Source organism: Nonomuraea sp. NPDC005692, from assembly GCF_040631115.1.
GTDB lineage: Bacteria > Actinomycetota > Actinomycetes > Streptosporangiales > Streptosporangiaceae > Nonomuraea.
On sequence record NZ_JBEXYU010000008.1, the window covers coordinates 1 to 22,418 of the forward strand.

17 protein-coding genes are annotated in these 22,418 nt (G+C 72.9%); 7 read left to right on the plus strand and 10 right to left on the minus strand.

All coding sequences use genetic code 11. The features are described 5' to 3' along the window. Together ABZ459_RS19055 and ABZ459_RS19060 are read right to left on the minus strand one after the other, a co-directional pair. Positions 1-1,913, minus strand: a 1,913-nt coding sequence (locus tag ABZ459_RS19055; RefSeq protein WP_357971575.1) for a hypothetical protein, incomplete at its 3' end; no start/stop codon positions are given. 463 nt (positions 1,914-2,376) lie between these two features. Continuing rightward, positions 2,377-3,333, minus strand: a complete 957-nt coding sequence (locus ABZ459_RS19060; RefSeq protein WP_357971577.1) for a hypothetical protein — start codon at positions 3,331-3,333, stop codon at positions 2,377-2,379. A 46-nt stretch (positions 3,334-3,379) separates the two neighbouring features. Here ABZ459_RS19060 and ABZ459_RS19065 point away from each other — a divergent pair, with 46 nt between their 5' ends. The 4 genes from ABZ459_RS19065 (at position 3,380) to ABZ459_RS19080 (ending at position 6,746) form a co-directional block, all read left to right on the plus strand. After that, the gene (locus ABZ459_RS19065) at positions 3,380-4,222 is read left to right on the plus strand and encodes an RNA polymerase sigma factor (RefSeq protein WP_357971579.1); all 843 of its coding nucleotides are present in this window, start codon (positions 3,380-3,382) and stop codon (positions 4,220-4,222) included. Then, entirely contained in the window at positions 4,215-5,102 is an 888-nt protein-coding gene (locus tag ABZ459_RS19070) for a hypothetical protein (RefSeq protein ID WP_357971581.1), read from the plus strand. The genes ABZ459_RS19065 and ABZ459_RS19070 overlap by 8 nt, the downstream gene beginning before the upstream one ends. 115 nt (positions 5,103-5,217) lie before the next feature. Continuing rightward, positions 5,218-5,778, plus strand: coding sequence for an RNA polymerase sigma factor (locus tag ABZ459_RS19075; protein ID WP_357971583.1), 561 nt, complete (start codon positions 5,218-5,220; stop codon positions 5,776-5,778). Beyond that, a complete protein-coding gene (locus ABZ459_RS19080) occupies positions 5,775-6,746 on the plus strand; it encodes a hypothetical protein (protein WP_357971585.1) in 972 nt (323 codons plus the stop codon). Before ABZ459_RS19075 ends, ABZ459_RS19080 begins: the two co-directional genes overlap by 4 nt. A gap of 44 nt (positions 6,747-6,790) precedes the next feature. Here ABZ459_RS19080 and ABZ459_RS19085 read toward each other — a convergent pair whose 3' ends face one another. From ABZ459_RS19085 to ABZ459_RS19100, 4 genes are read right to left on the minus strand one after another with little or no spacing between them, the layout of a single operon-like run. Then, positions 6,791-7,498: an SDR family NAD(P)-dependent oxidoreductase gene (locus ABZ459_RS19085; protein ID WP_357971587.1), complete on the minus strand. Its 708-nt coding sequence runs from the start codon at positions 7,496-7,498 to the stop codon at positions 6,791-6,793. A 40-nt stretch (positions 7,499-7,538) separates the two neighbouring features. Further along, positions 7,539-8,183 carry a response regulator transcription factor gene (locus tag ABZ459_RS19090; protein ID WP_357971590.1) on the minus strand — a complete coding sequence of 215 codons (645 nt, stop codon included), beginning with the start codon at positions 8,181-8,183 and terminating at the stop codon, positions 7,539-7,541. Next, positions 8,147-9,403: a histidine kinase gene (locus ABZ459_RS19095; RefSeq protein ID WP_357971592.1), complete on the minus strand. Its 1,257-nt coding sequence runs from the start codon at positions 9,401-9,403 to the stop codon at positions 8,147-8,149. The genes ABZ459_RS19090 and ABZ459_RS19095 overlap by 37 nt, the downstream gene beginning before the upstream one ends. Continuing rightward, on the minus strand, positions 9,400-10,236 hold the full coding sequence (locus tag ABZ459_RS19100) for a CPBP family intramembrane glutamic endopeptidase (protein ID WP_357971594.1): 837 nt from the start codon (positions 10,234-10,236) through the stop codon (positions 9,400-9,402). The genes ABZ459_RS19095 and ABZ459_RS19100 overlap by 4 nt, the downstream gene beginning before the upstream one ends. Positions 10,237-10,435: 199 nt before the next feature. On the opposite strand from ABZ459_RS19100, the gene ABZ459_RS19105 reads away from it, so the two are divergent. Next, a complete protein-coding gene (locus ABZ459_RS19105) occupies positions 10,436-12,301 on the plus strand; it encodes a serine hydrolase (RefSeq protein WP_357971596.1) in 1,866 nt (621 codons plus the stop codon). Positions 12,302-12,313: 12 nt separating this feature from the next. On the opposite strand, the gene ABZ459_RS19110 is transcribed toward ABZ459_RS19105, so the two are convergent. After that, positions 12,314-16,096, minus strand: coding sequence for a protein kinase (locus tag ABZ459_RS19110; protein WP_357971598.1), 3,783 nt, complete (start codon positions 16,094-16,096; stop codon positions 12,314-12,316). A gap of 173 nt (positions 16,097-16,269) precedes the next feature. Between ABZ459_RS19110 and ABZ459_RS19115 the strand changes: the two genes are divergently transcribed. Then, the gene (locus ABZ459_RS19115) at positions 16,270-17,547 is read left to right on the plus strand and encodes an NAD(P)/FAD-dependent oxidoreductase (protein ID WP_357971600.1); all 1,278 of its coding nucleotides are present in this window, start codon (positions 16,270-16,272) and stop codon (positions 17,545-17,547) included. Between the two features lie 80 nt (positions 17,548-17,627). Here the strand turns inward: ABZ459_RS19115 and ABZ459_RS19120 are convergent, their stop codons facing one another. The 3 genes from ABZ459_RS19120 to ABZ459_RS19130 form a co-directional block, all read right to left on the minus strand. After that, positions 17,628-18,611: a BtrH N-terminal domain-containing protein gene (locus tag ABZ459_RS19120; RefSeq protein WP_357971602.1), complete on the minus strand. Its 984-nt coding sequence runs from the start codon at positions 18,609-18,611 to the stop codon at positions 17,628-17,630. 62 nt (positions 18,612-18,673) lie between these two features. Beyond that, on the minus strand, positions 18,674-20,119 hold the full coding sequence (locus ABZ459_RS19125) for an MFS transporter (protein ID WP_357971604.1): 1,446 nt from the start codon (positions 20,117-20,119) through the stop codon (positions 18,674-18,676). 188 nt (positions 20,120-20,307) lie between these two features. Beyond that, positions 20,308-21,126, minus strand: a complete 819-nt coding sequence (locus tag ABZ459_RS19130) for a serine protease (RefSeq protein ID WP_357971606.1) — start codon at positions 21,124-21,126, stop codon at positions 20,308-20,310. 203 nt (positions 21,127-21,329) lie between these two features. On the opposite strand from ABZ459_RS19130, the gene ABZ459_RS19135 reads away from it, so the two are divergent. Continuing rightward, positions 21,330-22,394, plus strand: a complete 1,065-nt coding sequence (locus tag ABZ459_RS19135; RefSeq protein WP_357971608.1) for a serine hydrolase domain-containing protein — start codon at positions 21,330-21,332, stop codon at positions 22,392-22,394. Positions 22,395-22,418 lie beyond the last annotated feature (24 nt).

Below are 22,418 nucleotides of genomic sequence, written 5' to 3' on the forward strand. Positions count from 1 at the left end.
GGATCGTGCTCGACCTCCGCGCCCAGCACCAGCCGCGCCCCACCGGCGTCGGACACCTTCCCGAACAACCACGGCGTCACCGACGCCAACGTCCAGGCATCAGTGCCACGCGTGGCCGGAACGGCGCCCAGACCGCTGCCCGCCGTGCCACTGACCTGGACCGTCGCCGACTGCCATGCCGACCACGGGCCCGCCGCGCCGGACGAGGTCGAAGCCCGCACCCGCCAGCGGACCAGCCAGCCGTCCTTCAACTTCGCCGCAGTGACAGTGGGGGTCTGCAGGGAACACTTGCTCGTGGACGAGCACGAACCGCTCGACACCTGACCGCTGTCGGACCAGATCAGCCCCGCCCCCTGTGCGGGAACCGACGGGTCGTGCTCGACCTGCGCCTCCAGCTTCAACGACCGCGACTCCGGATCAGCACCCGACGCCGCGAAATACGGCGTCGTGGACGACAACGTCCAAAGCCCGGACGACAACTGACCCGCCGACACCGACAGATCCGACACCACCGGCTTGGAGATGTCGATCCGCGCGGCCTGCCACTCCGACCACGGGCTCGACACCTGCCCAGAGGTGGACGCGCGCACCCGCCAGCGGACCAGCCAGCCGTCCTTCAACTTGCCGGACGTAACAGTGGGGGTCTGCAGGGAACACTTGCTCCACGTCGAGCACGAACCACTCGACACCTGACCACTGTCGGACCAGATCAACCCCGACCCCTGAGCAGGAACCGACGGATCATGCTCGACCTCGGCGTCCAGCTTCAACGACCGCGACTCCGGATCAGCACCCGACGCCGCGAAATACGGCGTCGTGGACGACAACGTCCAAAGCCCGGACGACAACTGACCCGCCGACACCGACAGATCGGACAGCACCGGCTTGGTGAGGTCCACCCGCGCGGCCTGCCACTGCGTCCATGCCCCCACCACGCCGGACGAGGTCGAAGCCCGCACCCGCCAGCGGACCAGCCAGCCGTCCTGCAACTTCCCCGCAGCGACAGTTGGGGTCTGCAGGGAACACTTGCTCCAGGTCGAGCACGAACTGCTCGACACCTGACCGCTGTCTGACCAGATCAGCCCCGCCCCCTGTGCGGGAACCGACGGGTCGTGCTCGACCTGCGCCTCCAGCTTCAACGACCGCGACTCCGGATCAGCACCCGACGCCGCGAAATACGGCGCCGCGGACGACAACGTCCACAACCCCGACGACAACTGACCCGCCGACACCGACAGATCCGACACCACGGGAAGTGCGGCCGCGGCGACGGCCGACACGGTCCGCGCTCTGGGGACAGCCGTCTCGGCGGCCTTCGCCCCGCTCCCCTGACGTCCGTCGAGCGCCGTCGGGGATGCCTTGCCGACGCCTGCGCCCTCGGCGCTTCCACGGGAGGGGCGGCCGTCGTTCGTCGCCGGCTGCGACGGGGTGCCGGCGGGAGACGGTTCCCACTTCAGCGGCGGCGGGCTGTTCAGCCCGTCCGTAGCGGGCTTGTCCGGCAGCTCCCGCGGCTTCTCCACCGGCAGCGAGCCCTTGGGGCGCTTGACGTCGTCAGCGGTCCTGCCCTTGCTCTGCGGCTGAGTGGCGGCCGGATCGACGAGGTGCGGCAGGTTCGCCGCCGATCCGGCGCGCTGCACGGGGACCTTGCCGGCGTTGCCGGAAGAGGGAGAGCCGGGAATGTCCAGCCGCGTAGGAGAGGGGGCGACAACGGCCGCCTGCGCCTCCAGCGTGAGAATCCCCGGCAGGAGAGCCATGGTCGCGGCCAGCGCGAGGCGGCTGACCCACTTCGACGGCGCACCCCGTCCGAGCCATAACCCGCTCTGTCCCAGCAGTTTCGCACTTTTCCGAGCACGCCGCACAGTCACGCCCACACTCCCCGTGGAAACAGAAAACACAAGGGCATCCGGGCGCACCCCTGTAAGCTCCCCGTAAATAACGCCTCAGATATACACAGGCAGTGCGACCAGGAATAGATCTTGACAAGGCGGCCCACGGTGAGCAGGAGGTCCGGGATTGAGCCGGGTTCAGGGCTTTGACCAGCTCACTCGCTTGCCGCACGGGCGGCCCGGCAAGGCGGTGTGACACGAATCACACGGGAAGACTTTATTACCAGAATTGTGGCGCCGACTTCGCCGTCGCGGACCCGGCCGGGCCCACCGTCCGCATTTCGGCGCGTTCCGTAGTCAGCCGCTCACCGACGCCATAAACGTTTATCGGCCTGTTATTGAAAAGTGGACCGCGAGGTTCTTCGGAGGTGTAATCATTATCCGGCGTCCCGGACGTTCCTCTCGGATTTCCTGATGTTCGCGCCGATCCGTTCTTCGCCGGCCTGCGGTCGATCCTGCGGGAGCTGACCGCCTGTGGATCTCCTGAGGCTCATCGCTCCGGCACCGCGCCGGGATCGCGGCTCCCGCTCGGGGTGAGGAGGATGCCGACGGCCGCGCCGAGGATGAGGATGGCCAAATCCGCGATCCGGTCCATCCAGAAGGCGACCGTGTTGTCGACGGCCAGGAACTGGACCGAGATGCCGCCGTTGTCGCGCACCCACCGCATGGACCGCAGAGACGCCGACTCGACGTCCGGGGCGGGGTCGGAGAGCGTGATGCTGTCGTTGTACTCGCGGTACCAGATCTCGCCGGCGACGGGGGTGGCGCCTTTCGCCGGGTCGACGAAGTCCAGGTCCGGATACTCCTCCCGGAACTCGTAGAGCGAGTCCTCGATCTCCAGGAAGATCTTGTTCTCACCCCAGTGCTGGTGGTACCGGACGGTGCTCACCGGGAAGTCGAAGGCGACCGTCAGCATGTACTCGCCGGCCCGCTGGTGGACCGGCACGACGACCATGGAGAAGTCGTCGACGCTGGTGGGTCTGCCGGGCTCCGTCCAGGCGGCGGGCCTCCGCCCGTCGGCGGTCTTCGGCGCGGCGGCCGAGATGGGCCTGAACGCCGACTCGCTCCTGCCTTCACGTGACGGTTCGCCGATGCTGAACCGGGTCGGCGTCAACCGCGCGTCCAGCGCGAACCGGAAGGTCTGCGCGATGGGCCGGGAGCTCTTGAAGGAGACGGTGAAGAAGCCGGAGGCCGGATCGTCGTCGAAGAAGGGCTGGGTCTGGCCGGTGCGGGTGCGCTGCTCGACGAGGAGGGTCCGGGCGGTCAGCGTGACCGAAGGGCCGTCGGCCGGTTTCTCGGCGGCGACCCGGAACGGCATCAGGCCGTCATAGGACGGCGACCGCGGATACTCCCCCGACCAGTAGAGCGCGTAAACGGCGCCCGACAGCAGCAGAAGAGGGATCGGGGACAGCAACACCGACCGGACGCGACGTAAGCGCGAACGCATGTGACGCCCTCCTGCACTTCGGCGGAACCGGCGATGGAACCAGCCTATGCGGCTCTTCGCTCGGGGTCCCCTGTTCCTCGTGGCGCCGGTCGAGACGGCCGTCCGCACGGTGTTCCAGCGGCTGGACGCGCTGCCGCGGCTGCCCGACGGCAAGGTCGAGCACCACGCCCTCGACGGCGGCCGACCGCCTCCCGGGACGATGGGGGCGTTCCGTACGCGGTCGCTGGGAACCGCTCGCGGCCGGTCAGGCAACAACGATTGTCCTGATTCATCGCCGAAAGGCCACGAAGTGAGCGCCCCGAATCCTACGGAAGGTGATGACGCCTCCCATGTCCAACGATCCCTGCACGAACCGGAAGCCTTCGCCGAGCTGTTCCGCCGGCACGCCTCCGGCATCACCCGCTACGTCACCAGAAGGCTGGGGGCGGACGCCGCGGACGACATGGTGGCGGAGACGTTCCTGACGGCGTTCCGGCAGCGCGGCCGCTACGACCTGTCCCGCCCGCACGCCCGTCCCTGGCTGTACGGCATCGCCACCAACCTGATGGGCCGCCACGTGCGCACCGAGGTGCACCAGCTGCGCGTGCTCGAACGCACCGGCACCGACCCGGTCACGGCCTCCTTCACCGACCGCAGCGACGACCGGGTCAGCGCCGCCGCGGCCCGCCGCCGCCTGGCCGGGGCGCTGGCGACGCTGCCCCGGGGGCACCGCGACGCGCTGCTCCTGGTCGCGTGGGCCGGGCTGACGTACCCCGAGGTCGCCGAGGCGCTGGACGTACGCGTCGGAACCGTGCGGTCGCGGATCAACCGGGCCAGGCAGAAGTTGCGCGGTGAGCTCGGCGGAGTCAACCCCATGGCCATCGTCAGCGAGGAGCCCGTCCATGAATGAGATGACCGAGCTCGAACGCCTCCGCTCCGAGGTGCCCGCGCCCGCCGCGGACGCGCTGGCCGCGCAGGAGGGCCGGTTCCTGGCCGCGCTGGCCGCGGAGGAGGACCGCCCGCCGGCCGCCCCGCGCGTTCGCCGGCGCGCCCGCCCCCTTCTCGCCGGGCTGCCGGCCGCCGCCGCGCTCGCCGCCGTGCTCGCCGTCGTGGCCGTCCTGGGGCCGGTGGTGGCCGGCCGCGACGCCCGGCTCGCCGCGTACGCCAACTCCGCCATCGACATCGAGCTGCGCGGCGACGAGTACGTGGCCACGATCAAGGACCCGTTCGCCGACCACGCCCTCTACAGCGAGGCGTTCCGGGCGATGGGCCTGGACGTCGCCCTCGACCTGCGGCCCGCCTCCCCGACAGGGGTCGGCAAGGTCTTCCGGCTCGGCTTCGCCGGCACGACCGAGCGCGACCGCATCGGCGGCGCCCTCCGGCCGGAGGGCTGCGCCCCCGGGCGGCCGGGCTGCGCGCTCACCGTCACCGTCTCCAAGGGGTTCGGCGGCAAGGGGACGCTCTACCTGGGCCGCCCGGCCAAACCTGGCGAGCTGTACCAGAACAACGCCGACGCCGCCAGGAAGGGCGAGGCCCTGGAGGGGTACGTCCCGGACGGCCGCACGGTCGCCGAGGTCCTGGCCGAGACGCGCAGGCGGGGCCTGGAGGTGACGTTCCAGATCATCCGCCCCGCGCCCGACGGGGACGGCTTCTCGATGAACCCGCGGGAGCAGTCGGCGAAGGTGGGCGGCCACTGGGTGGTGTGGGCCGCCGAGCCGTACCGGCAGGGCGCGGTGCGGCTCCTGGTGTCGGAGGAACGCGTGCCGAAGAACCCGGTGCGCGGCGGCTGACTGCGCCCGCTCTCGAAACTTCATGATTTTTACTCGAAATGATGGCTCATGAGCGCACATAGGTAGGGGTGTCAGAGCAAATGATCCGATGAGGAGATCGCCATGGGAACCGCCCGTGGATGACGAGCGGTCGGCCAGGTTCACGGCCGTCTACAACCAGGCCTACGGCCAGATCACCGCCTACGCCGTACGCCGGTGCGACTCGCCTCAGGACGCCGCCGACGTGGTGGCGGAGACCTTCACCGTCGCCTGGCGCCGGGTGGACGAGCTGCCGGAGAGCCCTGAGGCCACCCTCTGGCTGTACGGCGTGGCGCGCAAGGTGCTGGCCAACCATCACCGGGGCGACAACCGCCGCAGGGAGCGCACGGCCGAGCTCGACGCCGAACTGGCCGACCGGTACGGCCACTCGCCCGAGACCCAGGTCGAGCTGGACGCGATCGGCCGGGCGTTCCGGAGCCTGTCCGACGACGACCGGGAGCTGCTGTCCCTGGTCGCCTGGGAGGGGCTGGAGCGCGAGGAGATCGCGACGGCGCTGGGCTTGTCCCGCAACGCCGTACGCATCAGGCTGCACCGCGCCCGCAAGCGCCTGTCGCGCGCCTTGACGTCGGCGGGAGTGCACGTCACCGCAGAGAGCCGGCTGGTCCCGGCGGAGAGGCCGTTGGGGGGAGCGCTGTGAAGGACACCGTGAAGAACGTCGACGAGATCGCGGCGATCGGGGCGTTGGCTCGGGTCGCACCGGGCGAGCGGGCAGGTGAGCCGTCCGACGCGGGGGCGCGGGCGCTGCTGGCCGCGATCACCGCCCAGGAGCCGGGCACGGAGCCGGAGCCGAGTACGGCTCCACGGGTGCGGCGGGGCGTCAGACCGAGGCGCCTGGCGTTCGGGCTGGCCGCCGCGGTCGCGCTGGCCGCCGGGGTGGTGACGGTCCCGATCGCGATGAAGGACGGCGCGCCCAGCTCGTGGGCCGTCAACCTGGACGACGGGATGGTGACGATCCAGATCCGCGACTTCGACGACGCCCCGGAGCTGGAGCGGCGGCTGAAGGAGCTGGGCGTGCCCGCGATGGTGGACCACGTCCCCACGGGCATGATGTGCCGCGAGCCGCGCGGCAAGCACGTGGAGAACATCCCCCGCGGTCTCTACAGCGTGCCGGAGAACATCCCGGGCGAGACCGAGGGCTGGCAGATGCGCATCAACAGCAAGCTGTTCGGCCCGGGTCAGACGTTCGTCTGGACCATCAGCGGCAAGCGGGGCATGACCACGACGTACCTGATGGAGGGCCCGGTGTCGCCCTGCGAGCCGGTGCCCGCGCCCACGCCCAAGCACGTGGAGCCGGAGTTCCGCGTCGCCACCGACAAGGGCCGCTCGCTGGAGGGCCTGCGGGTGGACGAGAAGACCGTCGGCGAGGTGCTGCCCGAGCTGAAGCGGCGCGGGAAGAAGGTGATCTTCGCGATCATCAGCGTCCCGCCCGGCAACCCGGGAGGGTACGGCATCGACCGCACCCAGAGCACGCCCGTCGGCGACCACTGGGTGGTCTGGGAGGCGGAGGAGAACGCCAAGGGCGTGATCCAGCTGCTCGTGACGGAGGAGCGCCTGGACAAGAACCCGGTCTACGGCGGCCCCCGCGACGCGGTCATCAAGGACTGACCGGCGGGCCCGCGCGCCTCCCGGGGAGGCGGCGCGCGGGGCGGTCACCAGGCCAGGGGCCCCTCGGCGTCGAAGTAGCCCCCGGTGGGGCCGTCCGGTCCCACCTGGGCCATGCGCACGATGATCCCGGCGCCCTCCTCGACGGTCTGCCGGCCGCTGTTGCCGTTCAGGTCCGTACGGGTGAAGCCGGGTTCGACCGCGTTGATCCGCATCAGCGGGAACGCCTTGGCGTACTGGACGGTGACCATGTTGACGGCCGCCTTCGAGGCCGGGTAGGCGACGCCCGGGTAGGCGTGGCCGGGGCTGCCGGGGTCGGTCATCCGGGACAGCGAGGCCAGGCCGCTGCTGACGTTGACGACGACCGGCGCGCCGGATCGCCGCAGCAGCGGCAGGAACGCGTGGAGCACGCGCACCATGCCGAACACGTTCGTCTCGAACGTGCGCCGCATCATCTCGGCGGTCACCTCCGCCGCCCCGGCCACCTGGCCGTCCGCCATCTCCACCTGGACACCGGCGTTGTTGACCAGCACGTCCAGCCCGCCGTCCGCCTCGACGGCCCGCGCCGCCGCCGCCACGGACGCGTCGTCGGTGACGTCCAGCGGCACCGCCCGCGCGCCCAGCCGTTCGGCGGCCCGCCGCCCGCGTCCGGCGTCCCGGCTCGCGACGTAGACGGTGTGCCCCGCGGCGACGAGCCGCCGGGCGGTCTCGAACCCGAGCCCCTTGTTGGCCCCTGTGATCAGTGTCGTCGTCATGGGCGCGACGCTAGGGATTCGAGCGCGCTCGAAGTCAAAGTCAGCGTTTGAGGTAGGCCAGGACGGCCAGGACGCGGCGGTTGTCGTCGGCCGAGTGGGCGATGCGGAGCTTGGCGAAGATGTTCGCGGTGTGCTTGGCCACCGCGCTCTCGCTGAAGTGCAGGGCCGCGGCGATGGCGACGTTGGACCGGCCCTCGGCCATCATCTCCAGCACGTCGAGCTCGCGCGGGGTCAAGCTGCCGATCATGCCGCGGGCCTGGCTGCGGGACAGCAGCTTGGTGATGACCTGGGGGTCCATCACCGTGCCGCCCGCCGCGACCCGGCGTACCGCGTCGACGAACTGGGCGGTGTTGGTGACCCGGTCCTTCAGCAGGTAGCCCACGGCGCCGTCGCCGGTCGCCAGCAGCTCGTTGGCGTAGAGCTGGTCGACGTACTGCGACAGGACCAGGACGGGCAGGCCGGGACGCCGGCGGCGGGCCTCCAGCGCGGCCTGCAGCCCCTCGTCGGTGTACGTGGGCGGGAGCCGGACGTCCACCACGGCGACGTCCGGCTCGTCCTCCAGCAACGCCCGCAGCAGGGACGGGCCGTTGTCGACCGAGGCCACCACCTCGCAGCCGTGCTCGCGCAGGGTCCTGGTCAGCCCGTCCCTCAGCAGGAAGAGGTCTTCGGCGAGGACAACGCGCACGGGATCTCCAGGGTCGCAGTGGTCGGCCCGCCGGGCGGGCTGTACAGGGTCAGGACGCCGTCGAAGGACTCCAGGCGGCGCCGGAGCCCGCGCAGCCCGGTGCCCTTGGCCGGGTCGGCGCCGCCACGGCCGTCGTCGGTGACGGTGGCGCGCAGCCGCCGCCCGTCGTGGTCGAGGACGATGGCGACCTCCCGGGCGGCGGCGTGCTTGGCCGCGTTGGCGAGCAGCTCGCCGACCGCGAAGTAGGCCGCCGACTCGACCGGCGAGGGAAGCCGGCCGGCCAGCCGGGCCTCGACGTGGACGTCGAGGAAGCTGTCCAGCGCCAGCGACCTGACGGCGTCGCCGAGCCCCCGGTCGGCCAGCACCGGCGGCTGGATGCCGTGCACCAGGTTGCGCAGGTCCTCCAGGGCGCGGGCGGCGGTCTCGCCCACCTCCAGCAGCAGCGTGCGGGCGGCGGCCGGGTCGCTGTCGAGGAGCCGGGTGGCGCTGTCGAGGGTCAGGCCGAGGGAGACGAGCCGGGCCTGGGCGCCGTCGTGCAGGTCGCGCTCGATGCGCCGCAGCTCTTCCGCCTGCACGTCGAGCACCTGGGCCCGGGTGTCGGTCAGGTGGGCGATGCGCCGGGCCATCTCGGCACGGCGCGGCACCGACAGCAGCAGCCGGGTCCAGCGCGCGTGCAGGCGCAGGACCGGCGGGGCCAGCAGGAGCCCGGCGGCCATGAAGGCGACCCCGAGCACGAGGGCCGCCAGCATCGTCGGGGTGTCGCTCACCGGGACGAACGCGTACCAGTTGCCGTCGCCGAGCAGCGGCCACACGAACGGCTGCACCAGCGCGCCGAACGCGCCGTACCAGAGGAAGGCGAGCGGGACCGCGACGAGGGCGCCGCCGATCCACGGCTCCAGCCAGGCCCAGACCAGGTCCCGCCAGAACCCCTCGGCGGCCAGGATCGCCCCGGCCCGCCTGCGCCTGCTCCAGGACGGGTCGCCGGCGAACGGCTCGGCCGGGGCGACGTGCGTGCCCGTCCACCGGGCGGCGCGGTCGCGGGCGCGGTCGGACAGCGACCGCAGCGTCCTGGCTCCGGGCCCGAGCAGCCAGAAGCCGCCCCCGACCGGCAGCAGGACGAGAGCCAGGACGACGAACGCGCCCACCGCCGACACCGCCACGGCGAGCAGCCCCGCGAGCTGGCAGCGCGCCACGGCGGCCCGCCTCCCCGTCCCCCTCATCGGTGGAGGAGTCTAGCCGGTGCCCTCCACACCCACAGCAGGGCCGCCAGCAGGCACGTCACGCCGAACAGCGCGATCGGCGCGAGCGCGCCCGCCTCCTCGTCCATGAACAGCAGCAGGCCGAGGTTGACCAGCGTGTGGAAGCCGCCGGTCAGCAGCAGCCGGTGGCCGCGCAGCCGTTCCAGGGCCAGCCCCAGCACCACCGACATCGACACCGTCGCCAGCAGGAACGCGGCCGCGTACAGCGGCGGCCGGCCGAACACCGGCACGTGCCAGGCCCCCCACAGCAGGCCCACCACGACCGACGCCGTCAGCGGGCCGGTACGGCGGCGCAGCAGCGGCTGGAGCAGGCACCGCCAGCCGATCTCCTCGGCGCACGCCCCGACCAGCTGCGCGACCACGATCAGCGCGAACGGGCTGCCCAAGGCCCCCGGCGCGGTGAAACGCGCGTCGCCGGTCAGCAGGCCGTACGCCCCGGCGCTCAACCCGACGATCAGCAACGCCGTGCCCTGCAACGCCACCCCGGCGAGCCCGGCCCGCCCCCGGGCCCCGGACAGCGCCGTCCCGCCACGCCCTGGAGCCCCGGACAGCCCCGAACGGTCGCCGCGGCCCACGGCCCCGGTCAGCGCCTCGCGGGCGGTACGCGGCCACAGCAGCGCGACGACCGCCACGGCCAGGGCCGGGCCGAACTGGGTCAGCTGGATGACCACGGGCGGGATCGGCGTGCCCGCCTGCGCCGCGCCCAGAACGCCCGCCGCCACGAACGCGACGGCGACGAACACCCCGGCCGGCGCCACCACGCCACGGGCCGTCCTGCTCTCGGTCTGCACCATGTGCTCTCACTTTTCCGTCGAACCGGTAGAACGAGGACGACGATGCCGCCCGCCGCGCGCCCGGTCACTGCACCTGTCCCCCGGGCCGGGGTGGACCCAGGTACACCCCCGGCCCGCGCCGGAGCCGGTCGCGGTTGGCCCTGGCCGGACATCTCTGCCAAGATCACCGTGTTTCGCCCCGCCTTGACCGAGGAGCCCTGTGGACAGGAGACGTTTTCTCACCCTGACCGGTGTCGCCGGACTGGGGGCCGCCACAGTGCCCGCCATGGTGCCCGCCATGGTGCCCGCCGGGCCCGCCTTCGCGGCGACCTACCCGTCCGCGGACGCGGGGCTGACCGCCGAGGCGCACGCCAAGCTGGTGGAGCTGGCCCCCTACGGCGTCACGGCGCTCGCCTGCACGCCGTCCGGCGGCTGGGTCATGGTCACGCAGGACGGGCGGTACTTCGCCCGCGGCATCCCCGACGCCTGCTTCACGGAGCTGGGGGCGCTGGTCAAGGCCGGCCGGAGGGTCAACGCCATCGCCTTCCCGCCGGAGGGCGGCGACCGCTGGGTGATCACCACCGACAAGGGCGTGTCGTCCCGCGGCCTGCCCACGGCGTGCCTCAGCCGGATCAAGGCGTACTACACCGCCGGGCAGCAGGTCGTGGACGTGGCCTTCCCGCCCGCCGGCGGCGACCGCTGGACGGTCGTCGCGACCAGCGCCTTCCAGGCCAACGGCGTGGACGACGAGTGCTACCAGATGATGCGCAACCTGACCCAGGGCGGCCGCCGGCTGACCCGCGTCGCCTTCCCCAAGGCGGGCGGCTGGGCCTTGGTCGCGCAGGACGAGTTCCACGCCCGCGGCGTCGACGACGCCTGCTTCGCGAAGATGAAGTCCCTGGCCGGCGGCGGCTGGCAGCTGCACAACCTGGCCTTCGCGCCGGGCGGCGGCTGGGCGCTGTGCTCCCGGGGCAAGGCGCCCGCGCTGCCCGCCGACCGGGTGCGCCAGTTCGAGAACGCGGTCGGCGGCTCGACCATCTGGCAGCGGATGAGCGCGTACAAGACGCCGGGCGTGGCGGTCGCGGTGGTCGTCGGCAACAAGATCGCCTGGTCCACCGGCTACGGGCGGCTGGCCGCCGGCGGCGCCCCCGCCGCGCATCCGGAGAGCGCGTTCCAGGCCGCCTCCATCAGCAAGGCCGTGACCGCGGTGGGCGTGCTGCGCCTGCTCCAGACGCGCAAGATCGCGCTCACCGCCGACGTCCGTCCGCATCTCGGCTGGACGCTGCCGGCCCGTTCGTGCGTGTCGCCGACGGCGGTGCCGACCGTCGAGCAGCTCCTGACGCACCGGGCCGGGGTCGTCGGGCGCGGCTCCACCTCGCCCGCCGGGGCCTGCTCCGGTTTCGCCGCCGGTGGCGGCGGCTTCGCCGGGTACGGCGCCGCCGCCACGGTCCCGTCACTGCTCCAGATCATGAACGGCGAGGGCAACTCCCCCAGGATCGAGCTGTCCACGGAGCCGGGCGCCGAGTACCACTACTCCGGCGCCGGGTACGTGCTGCTGCAGCGCATGGTGGAGGAGCTGACCGACCGGTCGCTGGCCGACTACATGAGCCAGGAGGTGTTCGCCCCGCTGGGCATGGCGGGCAGCTCGTACGCGCTCTCCCCCGCCTTCGAGCTCGCCTCCGGCCACACCTCCACCGGGACGGTGATCCCGGGCGGCCACAACCGGTATCCCGAGTCCGCCGCGGCCGGCCTCTACACGAACGTGCTCGACCTGTGCCGCCTGGTGTCGTACCTCAACCGGGCCTGGACCGCCACCGGCGACATCGCCGGGCCGCTCACCCGCACGTCGGTGCGCACGCTGCTCACCGAGGGCCCGCAGCCCGGGATGGGACGCGGGCTGTTCGTCGCCGGCTCCGGCACCCGGAACTTCTCCTACACCCACGACGGCTCCAACTACGGCTTCAAGTCGGTGTTCAAGGGCTATCCGGAGCTCGGCGCGGGCTACGCCGTGCTGGCCAACGGCAACGACACGGCGCTGGTGAACGAGATCGCCGCGGCCGTCAGGTCGGTCTACGGCTGGGCGTAGGGCACGGCGGGGTCAGGCCGGGCCCTTCTCCAGCTCGGCCAGGCGGCCGACCAGCTGTGCGGCGGTCGGCCGCAGGGCCGGGTCCTTGGCGAGGGCCTCGGTCAGCAGCGGGCGCAGCAGGACTGGAGCCGCCTCCACGTCGGCCCTGCTCTCCACGATGTTGAAGAAGATCTTCTCGAACGAGCCCTCGCCGAAGGGCTGCCGGCCGGTGGCCGCGAAGAGCAGCGTGGCGCCCCAGGCGTGCACGTCGGCCGGCGGCCCCGCCTTCTCCCCCGTGATGATCTCGGGGGAGAGGTAGCCGGGCGTGCCGACGAACATGCCGGTCATGGTGAGCCTGGTGGAGTCGGCGGCCTGGGCGATGCCCAGGTCGATCACGACGGGGTCGCCGTCCGCCAGCAGCACGTTGCTCGGCTTCAGGTCGCGGTGGACGACCCCCGCCGCGTGCATGGCGGCCAGCGCCTGCGCCATGCCCTTCCCCACGCGGATCAGGGCGGCGACCTTCAGCGGCCCGGCCCGGCCGACCAGCTCGACCAGGGACGGGCCGGGCACGTACCGGGTCACGATGTAGGGCGGGTCGCCGGTCACGTCCACGTCGACGACCTCGGCCACGTGGTCGTCGCGGACCAGGCGCATCGCCTCGACCTCCCGGGTCAGGCGCCGCCGGGCGAGGGCGTCGCCGGCCACGTCGGGACGCAGCACCTTGATCGCCACCTGCCTGCCGCCCGGCTCGACGGCGAGGTGCACGACGCCGGTGCCGCCCTCGCCCAGCCTGCGGACCAGCCGGTAGGGGCCGAGACGTTCACCGCGCGGGCCGTCGGCCGGCGCGCCCGGCTGCTCGTCCTCCAGGCGCATCCAGCGTGACCGGCCGAGGGTGACGGTGGTGCCGGGCCGGATCGTCACCGGCTCGTCCGGCGGGAGGTCGTGGGCCGCGGCCTCGCCGGGGATCCGCAGGCGGGTGCCGTGGGCCGAGCCCAGGTCGATGACGTTGACGTCCCAGCCGTCGAGCTTGACCCGCAGGTGGTGGCGGGAGACCGTGCTCTCGGGGTCGGCCAGCTTGACCGGGCGGGCCCTGCCCGCGACCACCTCGGGGGCCGTCTCCGGGGAGCGGCCGAGCAGGTAGGTGGCGTCGAGCCGGAGCGTCGTCCCGTCGTCGAGGACGAGCGTCCCGAGCGGCGGCCGGGGGCCCTTGTGCGGCACCAGCGTGGGCTTGAGCGGGCGGCCGCACACCACGCAGTTGGCCATGCGGGGGTCGTTGAAGTGCCCCTTCTTGCAGTCGACGCCGTACACCCGCACGTCGTCCTGGGCGACGTCCGGCAGCGGGATCGTCTCCTCCGCGGGCCGCCGGACGGGGCCGGGCGTGTCCGGCAGGTGGAGCGCCCGGCCCTCGGGGGTGCCGGCCAGGGCGGTCAGCAGGTCGGCGGGGTGCTGGAAGCGTTCGTCCGGCTCGCTCGCCGTCGCCCTGGCGATGATGTCCCGCAGGTGCGGCAGGCCGGTCAGGGCCGACAGGTCGACCCGCCCGCCCAGGATCGCCGCGATGACCGCGGGGATGCTGCTCTCGCCCGGGTACGGCGACTGCCCGGTCAGCGAGAAGTACAGGAGCACGCCGAGCGAGTAGAGGTCGGACCTGATGTCCACCACCTCGTTCCGCACGGCCTCGGGCGACATGTACGCGGGCGTGCCGACGATGGCGTCACCGGGGCTGGTGATCTCGGCCGCTTCCCTGCTCTTGGCGATGCCGAAGTCGACGATGACGGCGTCCTTCGACGGTTTCATCATGATGTTCGACGGCTTGAGGTCGATGCGGGTGACCCGGCGGCCGTCCAGGTAGGTGAGCGCCTCGGCGAGCTGGGCGCCCAGGCGGACCGCGTCGGCGGGGCTCAGCGGGCCCTGCTGGCGCACGATCTCGCTGAGCGTGCGCCCTTCGACCAGCTCCATCACCAGGATCGGCCGGCCCTCGTCGTCCAGGGCGACGTCGTAGGTGCGGACGATCCTCGGGTGGTCGAGCTGGATGGCGATGGCGGCCTCCCTGCGCAGCCGCGCCTCCCCGTCGGGGTTGCCGGACGGGAAGCGGCGCGGCACCTTCACGGCCACGTCCCGGGCCAGCACGATGTCCCGGCCCCGGTAGACGGTGCTCTGGCCGCCCTCGCCGATGAACTCGACCAGCTCGTACCGGGCGCCGACGGTCCGCAGCACCGACTCGACCCCGGCCGGCCCCGGGCTCGCCCGCTTCGTGGGGACCACCGTGACATCGCGGGCCGGGACGCGCAGGAACATGTCGAGCGCGGCCCGTTCGCCCTCGTTCCCCAGGGCGATGCCGAGCAGGGTCTGCTTCAGCCCGTCGGCGAGCTTGTACGACACCAGCCGCGCGTCGGGTTCGCCGCCGTAGTTCGTCGCGTCCGGCCTGCCGGGGTCGCGGGCGACGGTCAGCACGCCGTGCACCTCCAGGTGCAGCAGCAGCCGGTCGACGCCGGCCCTGCCGACGTGCAGCAGCGGATCGAGCTCGGGCTGCTCGGCCGAGCCGACGATGTCCAGCGCGGTGAACGTGTCGCCCTGCCTGCGCAGGATCCAGTCGACGATGTAGTAGCCGGTGAGCCGCCACCGATCCTCGTCGATCGGCACCCGGAAGAGCCGGTCCTGGCCGCTCTGCCGGAAGAAGAGCTCCAGCAGCTCCTCCAGCCGGGCGTAGAACGCGACGCGCTGCTCGTCCTGGTCGCCGATGACCAGGAACGGCCGCTCGCCCTCCCACCTGACCAGCTCGCCGAACTCCTGGAGCAGCCGCCGGGGTATGCCGCGAGCCTTGAAGCGCAGGTAGCGGGCCAGTTGCTCGAACTCGGCCGGCCGTTCGTCGAGCACCGCGTCCAGCAGGCGGTCGGGCGCCTCCCAGGAGCAGGGGACGTAACAACGCCAGGCGAAGACGCTCTCGTAGACGCTGTTGCCCCGGCTGGTGTCCCTGACCACGTGGTCGTGCAGGTCGGGGCCGGCCACCACGAGGAAGTGCGCGCCCTGCGTGGTGAGCGTGTTCTTGAGGCTGCCCAGCAGCCGTTCGATCTCGTCGAGGCCGGAGGGGCTCGCGGTGAGCTTGTCCACCTCGTCCAGCACGATGATCAGATGGACCCGCCGCGGCCCGCGGGACCACCACCGCCATCCGCGCCGCCGCGCCGGCTGCCTGGCCAGCAGGTTGATGATGCGCGCCAGGTCGTGCTCGACGTCGGTGTCGGAGTAGGTGAGGTACGAGGCCTCCAGCGCCAGCGAGCGGGTGCGTTTGCCGGACAGGCTGCCGCTGGGGCTCAGCCACCCGGCCGGCCCGGTCAGCTTCTTGGCCGCCGGGCCCATGCCGACGTTGAACGTCGCCGTGCGCTCGGAGGCGTCCGACTGCGTCTGCTTGAGCCCGAACGAGGTGCGCACGTGCGCGAGCAGCAACGCGCGCCGCGCGCCCGCGTCGAGGCGTTGCAGCACCCGCCGGTCGTGCAGCGTCTCGTAGGTCCGCCGGACCACGGCGAAGAGCAGCTGGTCGGGGGTCATGGGACGGGCGACGTTCAGCGAGACGGGCACCACGAGCTCGTCGCGGGGGCGTCCGGCGGCGATCTCCGCCACCGCGCGCATGACGACCGTGCTCTTGCCCACGCCGCGGAACCCGGTGATGAGGAACGTGCCGCCGCGCGACCAGTGGAGCCGCTGGTTCAGCTCGTCGACGAGCTCGGCGTTCCCCAGCAGCGGCATCGACTGCTCGTCGTGCCGCAGCGGTTCGTGGATGTAGCGGAAGGAGCCCTTGAGAGGAACCCTCAGTATTCTCACCCCTCGTTCGGCGGAGCAGATCCCCTGGGACAAACGAGGGCGCCGGATCTCCGGTTCCCCTGCGAGTACCGTACGCGCCGGCCGCGCCGTTCGCCGCCGTATGCCGCCGCCGGATCATGGTCGCCGTGCGCTCGCCGCGTCTGAGCTGCGAGGTCGCGGGTAGGGCCCCTGACATGGACAACGAGCGGAGAACGGCGGGGGCCGTCATCGTCGTGGGGGCCGGGATGGCGGGGCTGGCCTGCGCGGTGCGGCTGCACGAGGCCGGCGTGCCGGTACGGGTGCTGGAGGCGTCCGACGGGGTAGGTGGCCGGGTGCGCACCGACGTCGTGGACGGGTTCCGGCTGGACCGCGGCTTCCAGGTGTTCAACACCGCCTACCCTGAGGCCCGCCGGATGCTCGACCTGGACGCGCTCGACCTGCGCCCGTTCGCCTCGGGCATGATCGTCCAGGGGACGCGGGCCAGGGCCAGGGTGATGCTGCCGTGGCGGCATCCCCGGCACGCGCTGAGCGGGCTGCTGACCGGCCTCGGCACGCCGCGCGACGACGCCGTGCTCGCCGCCCTCACGGCACGCGACCTGCTCCTGCCCGCGTCCCGGCTGCGCCGCGGGCCCGACCGGCGCACCGACGACGAGCTGCGCGCCTGGGGCATGTCGGAGAAAATGATCGACTGCCTGATGCGTCCCTTCCTGGCCGGGGTGCTGCTGGAACGCGACCTGGAGACCTCCAGCCGGATCTTCCACCTGTTCTGGCGGTCGTTCGCGCGCGGCACGATCGCGCTGCCCGCCCTCGGCATGGGCGAGATCCCGCGCCGGCTCGCCGACCGGCTGCCGCCGGGCACCGTCACGCTCGGCGCCCGCGTCACCGAGGTGAGCCCCGGTGGCGTGCGGCTCGCCGACGGCGCCACGGTCGGGGGCCGGGCGGTGGTGGTGGCCGCCGATCCGCGGGCCGCGGGCCGGCTGCTGAGCGAGATCGAGACGCCGGAGATGCGTGCGGTGACCACCTTCTACCACGCCGCGCCCCGCTCCCCCATGCGCGAGCCGATCCAGATCGTCGACGCCACCGGGGCCGTCACCGACACCCTGGTGCTCACCGACGCGGCCCCCGGGTACTCCGCCGACGGGCGGGCGCTGGTGTCCACGTCGGTCCTGGGCCTGGCCGACGACGAACGTCCGGTCCGCCGGCGCCTGACCGAGATCTACGGAGACACCTCCGGCTGGGAGCACGTGGCGACCTACCAGGTGCCGGCGGCGCTGCCGGCGATGCGGCCGCCGTACCCGCTGCGCAGGTCGGTGCGGCTGCGCGCCGGCCTGTACGTGTGCGGCGACCACCGCGACACCGGCTCGCTCCAGGGGGCGCTGGTGTCCGGCCGGCGCGCGGCCGACGCCGTGCTCGGCGACCTTCCGTCGCTGCGCGCGGACAGCCTGGCCGCCCTCGACCGGGCGGCGCTCTAGCGGCCCGCCGTCACAGCCCGTCCGGGACGCTCCGGCGGCCCGCGGTCACAGCCCGTCCGGGACGCTCCGGCGGCCCGCGGTCACAGCTCGCGCAGCGCCAGCATGGCGTCCCGCTCGATGCGGGCGAGGTCGTGCAGGACGGCCCCGGCCTGCTCCAGGTACGCCGCCTCGCGCCCCTCGCCGGCCTTGGCGACCAGCGCGGCCACCTCCGTCCACAGGGCGGCGGCCTCGGCGTACAGGCGGTGGCCGGCGCGCAGGCGGTCGTCGTCGACGAATCCGGCGCACTCGCCGAGGAAGTCCCGGTAGAGGGCGCGGAACAGGCCGCCGCCGGTGCCGCCCTTCTCCATGAGGAGGGCGGCCAGCGGCAGGTCACGCGCGGGCTCCGCCACGCGGTCCAGCCACCCGGGCACCAGGCGGGCGGCCTTGTCGATGCCGCGGTGGCCCAGGTTGGCGATGGGCGCGGCGAGGAACGCCTCGGCGCACGCCCTGATCGCCGGGACGGCCCGCTCCCGCCAGGCGGGCGGGCCGCCCGGCAGGGTGAGGGTGAAGGAACGGTTCCTGGCGGTCATCGGGCCGCGTTCGGCCCGCGCCGCCGCCAGGCTGTCCCGGCTCGTCCGCACCGCGCCGCCCTGTTGCGCGGTGTCCACCAGGTACGCCTGCCGCTCGTCGTAGCCGTACATCGCGACGACGTGGCCGCCGAAATGCACCTTCGACCCGAAGTAGTCCAGGTGGTGGCTGTCGAGCTGGAGGCCGACCGGCAGGCCGTCGTCGATGCGGGCGGCCACGTTCTCCCAGGCCCTGCGGGCCGAGCCGGTCTCGGCCACGTCCAGGGCCAGCCCGAGCCTGGCGGCCAGGTTCCTGGTGAGCTCGAACGGCTTGACCCGGCCGCCCAGGAACGGCACGTCCATGCCCTTGGCGTCCCAGTAGACGAAGGACAGGCCCGAGCCGAGCCCGAACAGCATGGGCTCGGACAGGTCGAGCCCCTGGTGGCGCAGCAGCACCGCCAGTGCCGTCGTCTCGCAGTGCTCCATGCCGCGAGCCTCGATGCCTTCCACGATGGTCATGCGTCGCTCTCCTCTGGCCGGTTCGATCATCGGGCGCGGGGCCGCCGGCCGGTCCGGCCCCGTCAGGCAGCCTGCCGCCTCCCACGGGGGGAGAGTCCATCGTCCCGCTCCCGCCGCGCGGCCCGGTGGGCGGTGAGGGCTCCGGTCGCGCAGAGGGCCGCGAAGCCGAACAGCACGTACCGGGCCGAGTCCAGCATGGAGGCGCCGCCGAGGTTGACCAGGATGCCGGCGACCGCCGTGCCGAACGCGACGGACAGGCTGGTCACGGTGGCGATCGCGGCGGCCGCCCGGCCGCCCTCGGCCGGGTCCGGGGTGCTGGTCAGCACGGCCACGGACAGGTGCGGGTAGGCGAGGCCGATCCCCGCGCCGGCCGCGAACAGCACCGGCACCCAGACCAGCACCAGCCATCCCGGCGGGTCCGTACGCTGCACCAGCCCCTGGACGAGCAGCCCGGCCGCGAACAGCAGCGGGCCGGCCACCCGCAGCCGCCGCACCGCGCGCCGCCCGGCCACGGACGAGCTGCCGATCTGGGTCGCCGACCAGCCGAACGAGACGGCCGCGGCGAAGAACCCGGCCACCAGCGGCGGCAGCCCGGCCAGCCGCTGCGCGAACAGCGGCAGGAACGACTCGACCGCGACCCCGAACGTCAGCACCCCGATCGTCAGGTAGACCCACTTCAGCGACGACCCCCGCCGGTAGGTCTCCGCCGGGAGGACCCTGTGCTCGCTGCGCCGCTCGTGGACGACGAACCCCACGGCCGCCAGCAGCGCCGCTGCGAGGACGGCGGTCTTGGCGAGCGTGCCGGTCACGACCGCCGCCACGCTCACCGCCCCCGCGACCGCCGTCACCAGCATCGACGAGCCCACCGGCACCCGCACCCGGGCGGCGCCGCCTCCGCGCGGCGCCTCGCCCCCGCCGCGCAGGGCACGCGGGACGATCACCCCGCAGCCGGCCCCGATCACCGCCATCGCCGCGAACGCCGGCCGCCACGCCCCGAACTGCGCGAACAGCCCGCCGAGCGCCGGGCCGGCGAAGTTGCCGACGCCGTACATCGCCGACATGAGCGCAGTGCCGCGCGTCCAGAGCCGGGCCGGCAGGGCCGACCGGACGACGGCGAACCCGAGCCCCGACAGCAGCCCGGCGCCGAGCCCCTGCATCCCGCGCGACACCAGCAGCACCGCCATCGCCGGGCTCACCGCGCAGGCCAGCGAGCCCACGGTGAACGTGGCGAACCCGGCGAGGTAGGAGCCGACGGTCCCCCACGCCGACAACGACCGGGCGGTGAGCATGGTGGCGATCACCATGGCGACCAGGTAGACGGTCATGTTCCAGGCGTAGAAGCTGGCCCCGCCGAGCTCGGCCACCGCGGTCGGCAGCAGCCCGGCCGCCAGGTAGATGTTGATCGCGCCGGCGAGCACTCCCCCGGCCGGCACGACGGCGGCCCCGAGATGCTCCCGTCCCAGCAGCTCCCGCCAGGTGGCGGGGACGTCCTGCGCGGGAACGCTCATCCCCACACCTCCGCCGTGCGGAAGTGGGGGAACGGGGACGGGAGCGGTGTCCCGTGAACGGGCTCGGTTTCGGTTGTCATGACTTCAAGGCTGTCGTTGAACCGCTCCCGGAAGCTTTGCGCCGGCTGCCGCGGGCGGCGCTGGGCGACCGGGCGGCCGGCCCTCAACCGCCGGTAGAGCCCCGCCGGTCAGCTGTACGCGCGCATCGTCCGGACGAGCCACTCCGCGTACGCCGGCACGCTGGTGTACAGACCAGGACCTTCCGCACAGGACGGGCTCTTGGCGCCGGGCCCCGAGGTGACCCCGATGAGCTCCCATCGGCCGTTCCTGCCCCGCTGCAGCTGCGGGGAGCCGGAGTCGCCGTTGCACGCCATGGCCTTGGGCACCCGGCTGACCGTGCACAGCCGGGTGCCGCTCGCGTACCCGGGCCCGCACTCGGACGGGGCGCCTCTGCGCGTGTCGAGCTGGTTGAGCCGCGGGGACATCTTCCAGTCGGCCGGGTCGGGCTTGGACTCGGTGACGCCGAAGCCGATGATCCGGGTCGGGGTGCCGGGCCGTCCCGGCTGCGCGGCGATCGGGACAGGTTGCTGGTCGACGGGACGGTCCAGGCGGACCAGGGCGATGTCGTTCCTGTTGGGCGTGTTCTGGGAGTAGCGGGGGTGGAGCACGGCCTGGGCGATCTTGCGCACCTCCCCGCCGGACTTGCGCAGGTCGCTGCCGACGCGGACGGTTCCCTTCGGGATCGACCCGACCTCCATGTCCAGGCAGTGGGCCGCGGTCACCACCCACTGCGGCGCGATCAGCGCCGCTCCGCACACGCCGTCCGTCAGTCCCAGGGCCGGGGCCGAGATCGGGATCGAGGCCATGAACGGGTACGCCTCCGTGGCCTTCCCGCCGTTGACGATCGCGCCGGCGGCGCCGGCGGTGACGGCGAGACAGGCCGCACCCGCCACGGCGACGACGGCGGAACGGCCCAGGACACGACCCAGCGATTTACTACTAAACAACTGATTTATCCATTTCAGTGCGTGATTACGATGGAAACACGCTATCTGCGAAGAATTAGCCCGCATCAGTACGCCAGCACGCCAACTCGTGGTAGGGACAACCCCCCTCACGACCCGCCGCGCGGGCGGCTGTGGTTTTCCGCAGCAGGACTGGGCGGAGCACCGCATTCCGCCGTACGGCCGATCTTCCTAACGTTGACCGCATGATGCAGACGATGATGAACGTGCTGGTGGCGGCGACGATGGCGGCGGGCGGCCAGGGCGCCGGAGTGGGCCAGGAGCTGGACAGGATCGTGGCGGGACAGGGCGCGACGGCGGCCCTCGCCCGGGTCACCGACGAGCGCGGCACCTGGTCGGGCTCGGCGGGCGTCCGCGACATCGAGCGCGGCGGACGCCCCTCGCCGGGCGGCTACTTCCGGATCGGCAGCGTGACCAAGACCTTCGTCGCCACCGTGGTGCTCCAGCTCGTGGACGAGGGCAGGCTGAAGCTGGACGACCCGATCGGCGACCACCTGCCCGGCCTGGTCCCCGGCGGCGACCGGATCACGGTCCGCGGCCTCCTCGACCACACCAGCCACCTGTACGACTACATGAGCGAGCCCGGCTACTCCACCAACCGCTGGCGCGGCGAGGCCCGCTTCCGCTCCTACCGGCCGGCCGAGCTGCTCAAGGTGGCCTTCGCCAAGAAGCTCCCCGACGACGGCAAATGGCACTACTCCAACACCAACTACGTGGTGCTCGGCCTGCTGGTGGAGAAGCTGACCGGGCGCACGTACGGCGAGGAGGTCGCCCGCCGGATCCTGCGCCCGCTGGGCCTGCGCCACACGCTGGTCCCCGGCGACCGGGCGGGCCTGCCGTCCCCCCACGCCAAGGGGTACGAGCCGATGCCCGCCCTCGTGGACGCCACCCGGATGAACCCCTCGCTGGACTGGGCCGCGGGAGAGATGATCTCGACCGCCGCGGATCTGGAGCGGTTCATGTCCGCCCTGCTGGGCGGCAGGCTCACCAGCGCCGCGTCCCTGAAGGCCATGCGCACGACCGTCGAGACGGGCGCCGGGTTCCGCTACGGGCTCGGGCTGCAGGCGTACGCGCTGCCGTGCGGCACGGTGTGGGGGCACAGCGGAGAGCTGATCGGCTACCTCACGTTCGCGTTCCGCTCGGACTCGGGCAAGTCGCTGACCCTGTCGCTCAACCCCTCGACCAGGAACCCGTCCACGGCGGAGATCATGGGGATGGCCGTCAAGGTATTCTGCGGGACCGCGGGCTGAGCAGGCCCCTGACACCACGAGGAG

Bases quoted from the DNA above. Each gene is read 5' to 3' on its own strand.
- ABZ459_RS19060 (WP_357971577.1), bottom strand. From the start codon at position 3,333: ATGCGTTCGCGCTTACGTCGCGTCCGGTCGGTGTTGCTGTCCCCGATC.
- ABZ459_RS19065 (WP_357971579.1), top strand. From the start codon at position 3,380: ATGCGGCTCTTCGCTCGGGGTCCCCTGTTCCTCGTGGCGCCGGTCGAG.
- ABZ459_RS19070 (WP_357971581.1), top strand. From the start codon at position 4,215: ATGAATGAGATGACCGAGCTCGAACGCCTCCGCTCCGAGGTGCCCGCG.
- ABZ459_RS19085 (WP_357971587.1), bottom strand. From the start codon at position 7,498: ATGACGACGACACTGATCACAGGGGCCAACAAGGGGCTCGGGTTCGAG.
- ABZ459_RS19095 (WP_357971592.1), bottom strand. From the start codon at position 9,403: ATGAGGGGGACGGGGAGGCGGGCCGCCGTGGCGCGCTGCCAGCTCGCG.
- ABZ459_RS19100 (WP_357971594.1), bottom strand. From the start codon at position 10,236: ATGGTGCAGACCGAGAGCAGGACGGCCCGTGGCGTGGTGGCGCCGGCC.
- ABZ459_RS19115 (WP_357971600.1), top strand. From the start codon at position 16,270: ATGGACAACGAGCGGAGAACGGCGGGGGCCGTCATCGTCGTGGGGGCC.
- ABZ459_RS19120 (WP_357971602.1), bottom strand. From the start codon at position 18,611: ATGACCATCGTGGAAGGCATCGAGGCTCGCGGCATGGAGCACTGCGAG.
- ABZ459_RS19125 (WP_357971604.1), bottom strand. From the start codon at position 20,119: ATGAGCGTTCCCGCGCAGGACGTCCCCGCCACCTGGCGGGAGCTGCTG.
- ABZ459_RS19135 (WP_357971608.1), top strand. From the start codon at position 21,330: ATGATGCAGACGATGATGAACGTGCTGGTGGCGGCGACGATGGCGGCG.